At 43.2% G+C, this 14,969-nt stretch carries 13 protein-coding genes; 12 read left to right on the forward strand and 1 reads right to left on the reverse strand.

Annotated elements, in window-relative coordinates; all coding sequences use genetic code 11:
* From FS458_RS01675 to FS458_RS01700, 6 genes are read left to right on the forward strand one after another with little or no spacing between them, the layout of a single operon-like run.
* Positions 1-3,927 carry a non-ribosomal peptide synthetase gene (locus FS458_RS01675; RefSeq protein ID WP_144697111.1) on the forward strand — a complete coding sequence of 1,309 codons (3,927 nt, stop codon included), beginning with the start codon at positions 1-3 and terminating at the stop codon, positions 3,925-3,927.
* A 2-nt stretch (positions 3,928-3,929) separates the two neighbouring features.
* A complete protein-coding gene (locus FS458_RS01680; protein ID WP_144697114.1) occupies positions 3,930-5,429 on the forward strand; it encodes a lyase family protein in 1,500 nt (499 codons plus the stop codon).
* Positions 5,399-6,334, forward strand: a complete 936-nt coding sequence (locus tag FS458_RS01685; protein WP_260858248.1) for a kinase — start codon at positions 5,399-5,401, stop codon at positions 6,332-6,334. The genes FS458_RS01680 and FS458_RS01685 overlap by 31 nt, the downstream gene beginning before the upstream one ends.
* A complete protein-coding gene (locus FS458_RS01690; RefSeq protein ID WP_144697117.1) occupies positions 6,335-7,387 on the forward strand; it encodes a cysteine synthase family protein in 1,053 nt (350 codons plus the stop codon).
* Entirely contained in the window at positions 7,365-8,591 is a 1,227-nt protein-coding gene (locus tag FS458_RS01695; RefSeq protein ID WP_144697120.1) for an ATP-grasp domain-containing protein, read from the forward strand. Before FS458_RS01690 ends, FS458_RS01695 begins: the two co-directional genes overlap by 23 nt.
* A complete protein-coding gene (locus FS458_RS01700) occupies positions 8,588-9,637 on the forward strand; it encodes a GntG family PLP-dependent aldolase (protein ID WP_144697123.1) in 1,050 nt (349 codons plus the stop codon). Before FS458_RS01695 ends, FS458_RS01700 begins: the two co-directional genes overlap by 4 nt.
* A gap of 2 nt (positions 9,638-9,639) precedes the next feature.
* Here the strand turns inward: FS458_RS01700 and FS458_RS01705 are convergent, their stop codons facing one another.
* Positions 9,640-10,641 carry a helix-turn-helix domain-containing protein gene (locus FS458_RS01705; protein WP_144697126.1) on the reverse strand — a complete coding sequence of 334 codons (1,002 nt, stop codon included), beginning with the start codon at positions 10,639-10,641 and terminating at the stop codon, positions 9,640-9,642.
* Between the two features lie 112 nt (positions 10,642-10,753).
* Here FS458_RS01705 and FS458_RS20925 point away from each other — a divergent pair, with 112 nt between their 5' ends.
* From FS458_RS20925 to FS458_RS01730, 6 genes are all read left to right on the forward strand, one after another.
* Entirely contained in the window at positions 10,754-10,882 is a 129-nt protein-coding gene (locus FS458_RS20925; RefSeq protein WP_255547200.1) for a hypothetical protein, read from the forward strand.
* Positions 10,883-10,913: 31 nt separating this feature from the next.
* Positions 10,914-11,567, forward strand: a complete 654-nt coding sequence (locus FS458_RS01710; protein WP_144697129.1) for a LuxR C-terminal-related transcriptional regulator — start codon at positions 10,914-10,916, stop codon at positions 11,565-11,567.
* A 135-nt stretch (positions 11,568-11,702) separates the two neighbouring features.
* Positions 11,703-12,353 carry a GNAT family N-acetyltransferase gene (locus tag FS458_RS01715; protein WP_137791855.1) on the forward strand — a complete coding sequence of 217 codons (651 nt, stop codon included), beginning with the start codon at positions 11,703-11,705 and terminating at the stop codon, positions 12,351-12,353.
* Positions 12,340-13,092 (forward strand): SDR family NAD(P)-dependent oxidoreductase, encoded by a 753-nt coding sequence (locus tag FS458_RS01720; RefSeq protein ID WP_137791856.1) that lies wholly within the window; start codon positions 12,340-12,342, stop codon positions 13,090-13,092. The genes FS458_RS01715 and FS458_RS01720 overlap by 14 nt, the downstream gene beginning before the upstream one ends.
* Before the next feature lie 16 nt (positions 13,093-13,108).
* The gene (locus tag FS458_RS01725; protein WP_144697132.1) at positions 13,109-14,053 is read left to right on the forward strand and encodes an ACP S-malonyltransferase; all 945 of its coding nucleotides are present in this window, start codon (positions 13,109-13,111) and stop codon (positions 14,051-14,053) included.
* Between the two features lie 2 nt (positions 14,054-14,055).
* A complete protein-coding gene (locus FS458_RS01730) occupies positions 14,056-14,967 on the forward strand; it encodes a hypothetical protein (protein ID WP_144697135.1) in 912 nt (303 codons plus the stop codon).
* The last annotated feature ends 2 nt before the right edge of the window (positions 14,968-14,969 follow it).

Raw genomic sequence — 14,969 nt, forward strand, 5'->3', positions numbered from 1 at the left:
ATGACCGTTTCAACCGAAAGTGAGGTTTATCTGTTACCAACGTCTTTTGGACAGGACCGGATCTATTTCTTTGAGAAGATGTTTCCTAACAGTGCGACGTACAACATCCCTTTTATTTTTAAGCTCAGAGGAACCATCCAGCCACAAACGTTAGAAAAAGCGTTAAGTAGAATCGTTGAGAAACATGAGATCTTACGAACGACGATCACTGAGGTAGAAGGGGAGCCGATGCAGAAGGTTTCCCTCTCTCCTTCTCTCTCATTCAAACAACTGGATAAACGAGAGATCGAACACACGACTTCGCTTGAACAATATATGCAAGATTTTGCGCTACGCCCTTTTGATTTTAAATCAGAATCACTCATTCGTTTCGAGCTTATCTGCATCAAAGAAGAACTCTACTATTTATTGATCAACGTCCATCACATCGCATTCGATGCTTGGTCGATCGATCTCTTAAAAAAAGAGATACTCACCCACTATACGAGCATCGAGGAAGGGACGATCGATGAAGGTGAGGAACTTGAGCTGCAGTATGGAGATTTTGCGGGTTGGGAAAGAGATGAGATAGATGAAGAAGCAATGGAGCTCCAGATGGATTTCTGGCGTGGGTATCTAGATGGCGCACCGCCACAGCTCGAACTGCCCACTGACTTCATCCGACCACTCCAACCCACATATGAAGGAGATAATGTAAGGTTTTCTATCCCACAAGAGCTTCTCTTGAAAGTAAGGGAATATGCGAAGAGTAACAAAGCTACACCTTATAGTTTTTTCTTAGCAGCATTCAACGTCTTGTTGTATCGATACACGGGACAAAAAGATATCGTGGTCGGCACTCCTGTTGCGAACCGTTCGGAAACATTTACGCATGACTTGCTCGGATTTTTTGTGAACACACTGCCGATTCGTTCCACGATCAACCCGTATAGTAAGTTTCCTAACTTTCTAAAGAAGAGCGTTCAAAACTTTATTCAGACGTTCGAGTATAGCAATGTACCTTTTGAGAGAATCGTACAAGCTGTAAACCCAGAGCGAATCACGTCCACACAGCCGATCTTTCAAGTCATGTTCACCTTTCATGAAGGTCAGAGAAACGATCAGAACGCTGCGTTCCTCATCGAGCATGAGAAGATCTATACGAAAACATCAAAGTTTGACCTTGTTCTATATATCGGCTGCGATGACAAAGGGGGGATCGGCGAGATCGAATATAGTTCAGAGATCTTTACGAAGACCCGGTTGAAGAAATTTATCGCGCACTACCTGTTGTTGATCGAAGAAATCTTAAAACATCCTAACAAGCCGATCTCTAAGATGAAGATCATGGACGATCATGAAAAGAAAGAGCTCACGCTTTTTAAAGAGAGTCATTATCCTACCAATCTATTTTTTCATGAATGGTTTGAAGAAACGGTGAGAAAGCACGAAGCAGCGTGTGCGGTTAAGGATAAGCTTGCAAGTTGGACGTATAAACACTTAAACTACAGGGCTGATCAGATCGCGAACGAACTCATCAAGCGAGGAGTTAGAGCACCTTCCAGGATCGGTATCCAGATGACGCGATCGAACGAACAATTGGCCGCTCTGCTCGCGGTCTTTAAGATCGGATGCAGTTACATCCCGTTAGATCCTAGCCTACCTGTATCCCGAAGAGAATTTATCTTAAAAGATTCAGGAGCTGTTCTCTTGATTCAAGACGAAGAGTACGAAGTAAGTGGGGTACCAGTCTTATTTACGAAAGACTGTGAGATCGACAAGGAAGGGTCTATCCCGAAACTCTTAAGAAGTCCCCATGAAACAGAAGCTTACGTGATCTATACTTCTGGCACGACGGGCAAACCAAAGGGCGTCTCTGTTTCACAAGCTTCACTACTAAATCATATAAACGCCTATGTGGAAGCGTTTCCGTTCGTACAAGGTGAGAGGATGCTCCAAAACATCAATTATACGTTCGATGCATCGATCACGGAGATCTTTAGCCCGCTCGTTTCAGGTGCTACTTTAATCTTGAGCGACTCGAACTGTCAGTTCGATGTGGATTATCTCGCAGATCTGATCCGTAGCGAACGAGTCACACGAGCCCAATTGTTTCATAGTCTCATAGAGAGGTTGATCGAATACCAATCGTTCACGTCAACAGAATCCCTGCGCTATATCTTTACGGGTGGTGAAGCACTGAACCGCAGACTCGTCTTGAACTATTATGATCGTATGTCTAAAGAGGTACCACTCATCAACTTATACGGACCAACAGAGGCAACCGTGGCTTCAACCTATTTTTATACAACACCAGAGCACAAAGAAACGGTCGCACCGATCGGTATACCTTTTTCAAACTATCGTCTTGCGGTATTGGACGAAAATCAAGAAATGGTACCAGTTGGAGTGACAGGCGAACTCTATATCGGAGGCGATGGGGTCTGTAACGGTTATATCAACCAACCTCAGTTAGACGAAACGTTCTTTTTGGAGTTAGACGTGTTGGGTAAGGTTGAGAGGTTCTATCGGACGGGGGATCTCGTGAAAAGGCTCGACGACGGGAATTTGCTCTTTGTTTCTCGCAAAGATTCACAAGTGAAGATCAGAGGTTTTCGTATCGAACTTGACGAGATCAAGCAATGCGTTCTACAGCAACAGGAAATTCAGGACGCAGCGGTCGTCGTAGAAAAAGTCGGAGAAGAGAAAAAACTGTTCGTATTTGCAGTACGCCATGAAGGAAGCCGTTTTTCGGCAAACGCACTCAAAGATCGAATGAGTGAGGAACTTCCACACTATATGGTACCGAACGTCATTGTATTTATGGAAAAGATCCCGATCAACAAACACGGCAAACTCTTAAAGGTAGATCTACCCTTTTCAAAGAACGATCTTGTTCGTTCTTTGAAGAAGAGGCCGTCTTCTCTATTAGAAACAGAACTTGTCTCACTTTGGGAAAAGGTTCTTGGTACGAAAGACATCAGCATAGACGATGATTTTTTTGACCTTGGGGGTCACAGCATAAAAGTGATCGAAGTGGTCGGATATATCCGAAAGACCTTTAAGGTCCAGCTTCCGATCTCGTCACTGTTTCAATATCGGACGGTGGAGACGCTTGCTAAACATATAAAAGAAAACAACTTCTCAACGGGTAACGTGATCGTTCCCTTAAAGAGGGAAGGAACGAATGCGCCACTATTCATCGTGCACCCGGGTGGTGGAGGAGCACTTTGTTATATATCGCTAGCGGACCACCTTATGATTGATCACCCTATATATGGCATTCAATCCGTTGGTTATGATTCCGATGAATTAAGCCCACTCAAGACGATTCCCTTGATGGCGGAGCGTTACGTGGAGGAAATTCAGAAGATTCAGCCTTCTGGTCCGTATTTACTCGCAGGTTGGTCGATGGGAGGAACGCTTTCTGTTGAGATGACCCGTATCTTAGAGAGTCAGGGAGAAGAGGTTGCTTTTATCGGTCTGTTGGATGCTCATCCTTTCGATCATACGATGGTTGTAGAAAAAAGAGATCCACTCGTCGTGTATAGTCAGAACTTTGGATTCGATCCCACCGAGTTCGAACGCCTTAACAAACATGACCAGTACAGTTTACTGTTGCATGCTGCTAAAGAGAGGAACGTACTTCCTCATAACGCAGAACTAGAAGATGTAAAACGTATCCTTAACATCATGGCGATCAACAACCAAGCGAGCGATCATTATATCTTTTCAGAACCGATCAAGACCGATCTGACCGTCTTTTGTTGTAGTGAGCGTGATCCGAACCATTTTCATACCATCGTCGACCCAACTGATTGGGAGAAGCGGACGACCGGTAAAGTAGAAGCGGTCTATGTTCATGGTCATCATAACAACGTGATGAGTTCTCCATATGTTCAACACTTAGGACAAAAGATGACAGACATGCTTAAAGGGAGAGGGTAGAAATGACAAGTCAAGTAACAGGGAGGGTCACGAGCCCTCCACATGAACGCTATACCGAGACGATTCTGTATCCACAGTTCGACTTTGAACTGAAAAATTATCTACATCATTATGTATCGATCGAAAAAGCACTCATACATGCTTACAAAAAGATGGATCTTATCACACAAGATGAAGCGAGCGAACTGTATCATGCGATATCGGCGGTCGATCGAGAAGAGCTTCATTACAAGTCCAAAGAGAACTTAACAGACATCGCGCTCACTCTTGAGAAGTTCATCGATCAACAGATGAACAAGACGGTCACACGTTGGCACTTAGACAGAAGTCGTAACGATTTCCAAGCTTGTGCTCAGCTCATGTTCGGAAGAGAAAAGTGGCTTTCGCTCATCGAGAAGATGATAGAGCTCAGTCATCTCGTTCTATCAAGAGCGGCCGAATATCGAGATACCTTGATGCCTGGATATACCCATTATCAATCCGCGCAGGTCATCTCGGTCTCTTTCTATCTTACTGCGATTAGTGAACACTTGATCGTCACACTCAAAAAGATGATTGACACACTCTACAAAATGAACGAACGATCCCCGCTCGGATCTGGAGCGATGTCTGGGCAAGAACTTCCGTTTGATTGTGACGTGATGGCAAAACAGTTAGGCTTCACATCATATGTGGGCCACGCGCTGGTCGGTGTTGCTTCAAGAGATTGGACGCTTGAACTGGCTGAGAACCTTTCCTTTTTTGGAAATAATATGAGCCGTTTTCTTACAGATTTAATCAACTGGGGAAGCAGTGAATACCAGTTCATCCACTTTCCCGATGAACTCTCTGGAATCTCATCATCGATGCCTCAAAAACGAAATTACCCCATCTTAGAGAGAGCACGAGGCAAGACCAGCCATTTTAGCAGTTATTATGTGGATATCTTATTAGGACAAAGAAGTACTTCGTACAGCAATCTGGTTGAGGTCTCAAAAGAAGCAGGGAAAAATGTTCCTCATCTCTTAAAAGAAGCCGATCATTTTCTCGATCTGTTGTTTTTGATCTTTGAACAGATGGAGTATCATACGGATATCCTCGAAAATCGTTGTCAGGAAGATTTCTTTGGCGGTTTCACACTCGCGAACCATCTCACGATAACAAACGATATCCCTTATCGGAAATCACAGGTAATCGCTGGAAAATTTATTACCGAAACGTTAAAACAAGGTCTCCATCCAAAAGAAGTATCTGTTCAACTTCTTCAGGAGATTTGTGAGCAATACGGATATGAGAACAAGTTGAGCCAGAAAGAGCTTCTGGGTACCTTCGACGCGAAGCTTGGGCTCACGAAGAAAATTTCAAAGGGCTCGACTCATCCTGATGCTGTACAACAGATCATCTTCATTCAGGAATGTGAACTTCAAATTCTTCAGAAGCGATTCGCAGAAAAATATAACGAGATTCAATCAGGGATCAAAGGATTGGATGAATGGATACACGAGAAGGGACAGATGGTATGAAAATAAAAGAGCCTCTACCGCTGTCTACAAAGAGACAAGGGTATGGAAGATCATGTGGCACGTTCGGGGAACTTCTGCAGGGAGTCCTGCCAAACGAACAAAACTTCCTAGTCACATTCCCGATCGAGATGTATTCAACCTGTACCTTCGTTCCGATCGACGGAGAAACACTCTCTATCATGCCAGAGGGGAAAGTAAAGTCTTTGCAGCTAGCTAAAAGAATCCTAGAATTCTATGAACTGCCGTTGGGTGGACATCTGTTACTCAACAGTGAACTTCAGCAAGGAAAAGGGCTCGCAAGTTCGACCGCTGATATGGTAGCTACGGCTAGGGCGATCGAGGATTATTATGATTTTTCAATTCCGGTCATCCTCTTAGAAGATTTTATCAGAGAGATCGAACCCTCTGATGGCATCATGCATGCTGGGGTCGTGGTCTATTATCATAAAGAACTCCGATTAAAAGAAGCGTTAGGAGACTGTCCGTCGTTTACCATCCTTGGAATCGATGAGGGTGGGGAAGTGGATACCGTCCAGTTCAACCGAACCGCTAAACCTTTTACAAAGAGTGAGAAGCAAGAGTACGAATCACTTCTATCTCAAATGTGTACCGCTTTTAAATCGAACGACCTCGAATGGATCGGGAAGATCTGTACGAGAAGCGCTATCTTGAACCAAAAGTTAAGACCGAAAAAGCACTTGGAACACTTAATCACGATCTGTCAGGAGATCGGAGGCATCGGAGTAGTGACCGCACATAGTGGGACTTATATCGGTATGCTTCTTCATGATCGAGACCCCCAGTATCAAAAAAAATTAAGTGAAGGAACGAACAGGTTGAAGGGACTTGGGTATCCCGTACAATCTTTTCACTCTATCACGAGAGAGACGGAGGTAATGGTATAAATGGCTCTATCGATGATCGAACTAATCGGAAAGACCCCTCTCGTTCAACTGAGGCGAGAAACCATAGAACATGCTTCTATCTACGCCAAACTTGAAATGCATAATCCGTTCGGCATGAAGGACCGAGTAGCCAAACAAGTCATCTTAGAAGCAAAACGTACAGGAGAACTCAAAGAAGGTGCACCGATCGTTGAGAGTTCTTCTGGCACCCTTGCGATGGGGATCGCGCTCGTTGGAACCTACCTCGGACACGACGTTCATATAGTAACAGATCCGAGGATCGATCAGTTAACGTATACGAAGATGAAATCCTTAGGTGTCCATGTACATATCGTGGATGAGATGGGACCGAGTGGCGGCTGGCAGCAGGCGAGACTTGATTATCTAGATGGTCTTCTAATGCGCTACCCGGATGCGTTCTGGCCGAAACAATATGAAAATATCGAAAACCCAAGGTCTTATCATGAACTTGCAGATGATTTAATCGCAGATATGGGTCACGTTGATATCTTGATTGCTGGTGTAGGTAGCGGGGGATCGCTCTGTGGAACGGCAGAGAGACTAAAGAAGCACAATCCGAACGTGAAGATCATCGCGGTGGACGCTGCTGGAAGTTCCATCTTTCATCAAAACGATCGACCGGGTCGTTTGCAGGGCGGGCTCGGAAACAGCCTTCAGCCGAAGAACGTGAACTATTCAGTCATCGATGAAGTTCACTGGTTAAACGATGAAGAAGCGTTCTCATGGACTCTCGAACTCGCACGATATGAGAAGATCTTTGCCGGAAACAGTTCTGGAAGTGTGTATGCTGTAGCCAAGTGGATCAGTCGTACGGTCGATCCTAACACGAAGATCGCCTGTATCTTTCCTGATCGAGGGGACCGCTATTACACGACGATCTATGATGAGATGTATCTGAAGAACAAACAGATCAATCCTTTTGCTCTTAATAATATCCCTAGAAAAATTGAGCATATCCAAGATACGGATCAGTGGTCGTACATATTTTTTGAAAACGGGAAGTGCTTACATGAAAAAGCTATTGTTTATTGAGTCCAATACGACTGGAACAGGGATGCTTGCAATCCAAAAAGCAAGGACGTTAAACGTCGAGCCCCTCTTTATCACGAATGACCCGTCCCGTTACAAGGGTCTTCCTAGAGATTGTAAGGTCATCGTCTGTGACACGAACGATATCGAGACGCTTCATCACTCAATAAAAAAGAACGTGTCGCAAGAACAGATCGCAGGGATCACGACGACGAGTGAATTTTATATCCACACGGTCTCCCTATTAGCAGAGAGGTTCGATCTGCCAGGGAACCCGGCGATCGCTGTAGAGGCGGTCCGAAACAAAGCTTCTGTGAGGAGCTGGTTGAAAGATGCGACACACCTCTATAAACCTTGGTTTTTAACGGTGGATTCTTTGAATCAGTTAAGAGAGAAAAAAGAGCTTCTCTCTTTCCCCTGTATCGTTAAACCAGTCGATGATAGTGGTTCGAATCGAGTGGTCAAATGTGAGAAATACGAAGCGGTAGAGAAGTTCGTTTTGAGTCAATTGAAGATCGAGAGAAACACGAGGAATCAGCTCGCGAAAAGACTCGTACTCCTCGAAGAATACGTGGGTGGACAAGAGTATAGTGTCGAGATGTTCTCCTTTGAAGGTGATCATCAGTTGATCGGTATCACAGAGAAGACGGTTGGGGAAGGTCCTTATTTTGTAGAGATGGGACACGTTTTTCCCGCTCCTGACCTTTCTCACGAGATGAGAGAAAGTATAAAGGTTGGAGCACTCGAAGTTTTAAACACGATGGGATGGAGAAATGGTCCGGTTCATCTAGAGATCAAATTGAAAGATCATAAGATGTTTGTTGTAGAGATGAACGGAAGGTTAGCGGGTGGTATGATTCCTGAACTCATCCGTTACTCAACGAGTACCGATCTACTCACACAACAGATAAAGATCGCGATCGGACAACCGCCCGAGATTAACAAGTTTTCTTCATGTTTTGCGGGAATTCGCTTCTTCGTTCCCCTTACTTCAGGGAGAGTTAAAGTGTACTCGATTCAGCAGCAAGAAGAGATCAAAGACGTGAAGATTAACGTAGAAGACGGTCAGTTTGTAGAGAAGGCAAAGAATGCTTACGGAAGGTTAGGGCATATCATTGCTACACATACAAACAGTGATGCGCTGAGAAGTATACTAAGGCAAACTGAGATCGTCACAATAAAAGAGGAAGAAGGTGCTCTACAATGAACTATTTAAGCGATACCGTAACACTCCCCACTGAGGAGATGATGATATCCATTCAGAACGCGCACCTCGGCGATGATGTTTACGGACAAGACACAACCGTGAACGTGCTTGAAGAAAAAGCCGCTTCTATGATGAACATGGAGGCTGCTTGTTTCATGCCGAGCGGAACGATGGCTAACCTTGCTTCTATCATGGCCCATTGCCCAAGAGGCTCAAAAGTACTTGTTGGTAACGAATCAGATATTTATATCTACGAAGCGGGAGGGGCATCCGTCTGTGGTGGAATCATGTATGAACCGATACCTACTCAAACAAACGGAGAATTAGCGATCGGTGATCTAGAGAAAGCTTTTCCTGTTGATGTCGAGGACCCTCAGTTCGCCCTACCGGCACTCATCTGTTTAGAGAACACGCATAACCGCTGTGGGGGTAAAGTATTATCGGATTCTTACTTAAGAGAGGTTTATGAGTTCAGCAGAGAAAAAAATGTTCCGATCCATATGGATGGAGCCAGAATTTTTAATGCTGCGGTTGCTTCTGGTGTTGATGTGAAGGAGATTACGAAGTATGCAGATTCCATCCAGTTCTGTTTATCAAAAGGATTATCCGCTCCTGTTGGATCGATCGTAGCTGGAAGTCATGAATATATTAAAAAAGTTCGTACCCTTCGTAAGATGCTAGGTGGGGGGATGCGTCAAGTTGGGATCATCGCAGCTCCCGCAATCATAGCATTAGAAACGATGATTCATAGATTAAGTGAAGATCACGCTCGTGCACGTGATCTTGCAATGGGATTATCTTCTATCAAAGGGATTACACTAGAACCTGAAGTTATCGAGTCTAATATCATCATGTTTAAAGTTGATTCGAACCTCTACTCGTGGCAAGAGTTCCTGAATGTGACAAGTGAGAAGGGAATCGTATTCTCAGAGATGGGTTACGGCCGATTGCGTGCAGTCGTTCATCGTCATATTACAGACGAGGACATCTTTAAAACGGTAGAGTCCGTCAAAGAAATCATGACCCGCTCTCTAATAACGAAATAGATTTATCTTTTAGCATACTGTTCCTCAGTATGCTTTATCTTTTTTAAGAAGGTTTCTGCCAACTCTTTATCTTCAATTCTTTCAATTCGTCTTATAGAATCTGCAACGAGTTTATCTCCTTCAGCACGGTCTCCTTTTAAGTAACAAACCTCAGCGAGCGCTCTCATAGTACGAAGTAAAAAGAGTTCCTTTCCTTCTAAAGAGAAGACAGAAATCGCGTCTGTGAAATATTTATAGGCATTCTCATAATCTTTTTGTACTTCATAAACAATCCCCAACAGATGGTAGAGTTCTCCTTTTGAATAGAATAGATGGTTACTTAATAGATAATATTGTAGCCGGTATGCCAGATCGATACACGCATCATATTGTTTTTTTAAATAATGGATATACGCCATATTATATGCCACTCGAGGGTACAGAGACTTATCTTCCACTGATAATAACGTTTCCAAAGCCGTTAGCCCTTTCGATAAGAATACGGCGGCTTCATCGTATTCTTTCGTCTCGATGAGAATGATAGCAAGAGAATTTGCAATATTGATATCCAGTTCTGTGATCACTTTATGGTTTAGTAGTTTTCTCAATGATTTTTCTGCTTTTTTAGGAAACCTCTCTTTCTTATGAGAGAGGATCGCCTTCTGCCACTCGATGAAACGGATAAAACTTTTGTCTAACTGGTGGCTGTTCTTTCTTATATAGTTTTCTGCTTCTTCAATCACGTATTGCAAGGAGTTAAAATCTTGTTGGTATAAACTTTCGCGGCAAAGTTTTTTTATCTTTGAGACGTAGATCGCAGAGGAGTCTTCTTCAGGTGTAAGGACAAAATCTACAGAAACATTTAATTTTTGGCAAATATTTTGTAGGACATCAAGTCGTGGTAACTGAGTGGATTTTTCTATCCGGTAAAGAGTAGATTCGTCACAAATGTTTTCAGCTACAAATTGCCTAGAATAACCGTTCTTTTTACGTATCCATTCAATTTTTTGACCTATATGTTTCATTTATCCTCCTAAAAATGACAATTATGTAAGAAACCTGCGTAAATGCATATATAACTTAACATATATTTATTTGATAATGATACTAGATACTTTCAAAGGAGGAAAAGATAGGATGAAAAGACTAAAAAAATTCGTATACGCAGCAATGCTTTTAACCTTACTATTCGGTAACCCGGTGGTAGATAAGGCTATAGTAATAGTAAATGGACCGGTTGATGACCCGATCATCGGACACCACTAAGAAAACGTGTCAACGTATGAGGTGATTGTTAATGGGGAATAAAGTACTATTTGTAGACTTTAGTAAAGATAGGAAGAATACACATTCGTTAATCGAATTGTTGTCAAAAAGGGGATATCACTGCCATTATTTGAACCATTCATCATCCCTTTCAGATTCCGTTTTTACTAATTCTTTTGACCTAGTCATTATGAACCTTGCAAAAGGTGAGCTCATTCATACTAATTTTGGAGAGTGCAAGAAGATCTTACTCGTAGGTAAGGGAGAGAAACATCTTCTCTCCTATGTCAAAAATACGCAAGCCGTCATCAATCGAGATAACATCCACGAGCTCTTAAAGGCAATACTGGTCATTCAGAACGGTGGATTTTATATATCTGAAGAGTATAGAAACGATATCATGCCTGAGATCAATCTTGATTCTCATGTTCATCAAGATATCGACCTCATCTCTGTGTTAACCGAGATGGAACTAAAAGTGGTCGAAGAACTGATCAACGATAAAACGAACCAGCAGATCGCCGATACTCTGTATCTCAGCAAACGGACAGTGGAATATCATATCGCTGCGAGTATGCAGAAATTAAGAGTAAAGTCCCGCGTCGGACTCGCTGTGAAAATCACAAAAGCGAATCTTATCTGTAAGTTTTCAGGGGCGACCCCTGCGATTCAATCTATATTATAAAACGTTAAAATGAGTCCCTTCACGGGGGGCTCATTTTTTTAGTGTGGATTGCGTGATTTACGGGTGTTTTAGCCCTTCTCTTTTCTTATGATGAACATGCAAAGTTTTACGCTCAAACAAAGAAAGGAGATATACATGAAAGGTAATTTTGTGAAACTAAGACCACTTGAAGAAGAAGATTATGCGTTGTTCTCGCAATGGGTCGTACCGTCTAAGACCAGTGCACTAGCGAGAGGGTCCCAAGATTTTGCGACTACAGAAGAGATCAAACAGGATATCAAGCATGGCAATACTCGCTATGCGATGGTCCTTACACACGAAGATAAGAAGATTGGGTTCGTATCATGGCAGCCTCAAAAGTATGACGGCAGTTATCTTTTAGGCGGAGTAATCGGTGATCCGGACCTTTGGGATTCTGGATATGGAGCAGAAGCGTCCATCTTGATCATGGACTACCTTTTCCATTTCAAGAACGCGCATAAAGTCCAGTTCATCAACGGGTTACATAACTTAAGATCTGTCCGATTCCTACTCAAGAACAAAGTTGTCATCGAAGGGATTCTACGGGATTATTTCTTCTTAGACGGTGAGTACCATGATGCGATCGTCTCTTCCATATTAAGAGATGAGTATTACCAAGATGAACAGAACATGCCAGAAGACAGTATTCCTCGTGAGGAGAAACAAAAGATACGTGAAGAACTCTATGAGTACATGAACGGCTATTGGCTGAAGAACACGTTTCCTGACCTCGTGACAAAAGGTGAACTTCATGAAGTGGAATGATGAAGTCGTCGTCATCACAGGAGCCAATAAGAGTATAGGAAAAGGAATGGCATCTCATTTTGCTTCTCTTGGTGCGAGTGTCGTCTTAGGATACCGAAGCTCAATGGAAGAGATCGAAAAAATCGTTGGTGAGATCAGAGAAGAAACGGGGAACCACAACGTCTCCTATGAAAAGATGGATGTAAACGACAGTGGAGCGATTGAAGAAGCAGTCGGACGAATCATCAAGAGGTATAAGAAGATCGATGTTCTCGTGAATAATGCAGGTGTCAGTTACGGCGGCGCTTTGATCCCGAGTAACCCACTCGACAAATGGGAAGAGATCATCCAAACGAATATCATGGGCACGATCAACTGTATTCATGCGGTTTCCTTGCATATGCTGACGGCACAGAAGGGATCCATCATCAACATCGCCTCTTTAGCAGGACTCGTTGGGATGGAGAGACTAAGCGCTTATAGTGCGAGTAAAGCGGGTGTCATCGGACTCACTCGTTCACTAGCGAAAGAATATGCTCGTTTTCAAGTACGAGTAAACGCAGTGGCACCGGGTTACATCGAGAACACCGGCATGGTAGACCGTATCCCGGAAGATCAGATGAACGCGTTTCACAAGAAGATCGCGATGGGGCACCTCGGTGAAGTGAGTGATATTGCAGAAGCCGTATCCTTCTTAGCATCTTCTAAATCAAAGTATATTACCGGCCAAACGCTAGTCGTTGACGGCGGATTAATGTAAAGAAAGAGTGGTAGTGATGAAAACAGCGGTTCTATTCCCACCGTTGATGGCGATCAAAGAGAAAAGCTTCTATGATCTCTATCAACAGTACCCTCATGTTCAAAGAAAGTTTCAAGAAGCGAGTGACATCTTATCACTCGATCTGGTCAAACATTTTTTCTCAGATGACGAGAGTGAAATAAATCGTGGTCTAGTAGCGAGACCGAGTATCGTGACATTGAGTACGGCGCTCTTTGAGATGTTAAGAAGTGAGTTAGGGGAGATTTCCTACTATCTTGGACCGAGTCTCGGTCAAATGACCGCGATTCATTGTAGCGGATCTCTCGACTTCCCCACTACGATCCAAATGGTGAAGAGCATGGTGGAACTGGAAGAACAAGATGAAGCGAACAAAGGGTATAGTGTCTACTTCTTTTATAACATCGATGTCGAAAAGTTAGAACTTGCGATCCAAGAGGTCAAGCAGCAGGGTGGGTATCTTGAACCTTGTATGTACGCCAATCATAACCAGATGATCATCAACGGTGACATTAAGAGTCTTGAGAAGTTGAACAAACTCGTAGTTCCTCAAGGGGGGCTCGGCGTAACGATTCCTTACGGACCCCCTGGACATTGTTCATTATTACAGAACGTTGTGGACCGTTTTAGTGAACAGTTCATGCCTAAAGCCATCTTTCTTGATCCTGATCGCCCACTTGTTAGTAACGTGGACGGTAATCTGCTTCTGACAAAAGAAGAGGTCATGAACGAGATCGTCGGACAATATACAAGAAGTGTCCAGTGGTATCGCTGTCTACAGCGCCTCTGGAATAGTGGTGTGAGACGGTTGGTCGTACTCGGTCCAGGTAACTTTATCACGAAATCTTTACAGTTCACGGATATTCCGTTTGAAGTCGAGACGTATCTAACAGCGGAAGAGATAAACAACAAACTAACCAGTGTTATTGAAAAGGAGGTGTAACGATGGAAGCCATTCTTTTACCAGGACTTGCTCCTTCATCTTATAGTGAAGTGGAAGACTTCATCCATCATAGTCCTTTTGCAATCAAACGTTTTCAAGAGGCGAGTGATGTGATCGGTTATTCATTGATCGATGCTTTTAAAGAAGCGGGTGAGAGAGACTATGAAGTGTATGAGAGTGCGTTCTTAGCGAACTCTATCGCTCTACTCGATCATTTTAAAGATCGGTATGGAGTCGAACCGAACGTTGCAATCGGCCCTAGTTTTGGCGTGTTAGGTGCAGCTGTTTACACGAAATCTCTGACTTATGAAGAGTCTATGTGGCTCACTCATGAATCCGGTAAAGTATCAAAAGATTTTTATCTTAATCTAGAAGGTGATTTCCAGACTCATTTTGTTTATAACTTATCCCTAGATGAAGCTAACGACATCATCCAGTCGTTCAACCAAAAAGGGAAGTACTTAGAACTTGCGGGATATCTAGAAAAAGTGGTCTGTCTGTGCGGACCTAAGGTTGTGATCAATGAGTTGAAGGAAGAACTAAACCACAAGCCTAAATGTTTTTCTCTTCATACGATGAACCAGCCGATCCACAGTAAGCAGTTAAGTGAGCTGAACCAAAAACTTAAGAATAGTATTTTTAAGGAAGTAGATTTTAAGCCGATCCATGGAACGTTCATCTCGGACGTGAACGGAGCTTTGATCACAGATCCTGATGAGTTTAAACAGACCATACTAGATGGGTATGACAACCCCGTTCGTTGGGATCTAGTAAAGCAAAAAATCGATCAACTCGGCCTAAAAAAGATATACGTGATCGGTCCAAAGAACCTTTTCAGTCAGTTGCTTAAAAATCAGATACAGACAATCGACGTTGGACCAGACAACGTGTTTACGTCAGGAGCCGTGAAGTAAGG

Origin of the sequence: Fictibacillus phosphorivorans (assembly GCF_007673525.1) — a bacterium.
Classification (GTDB): domain Bacteria; phylum Bacillota; class Bacilli; order Bacillales; family Fictibacillaceae; genus Fictibacillus; species Fictibacillus phosphorivorans_C.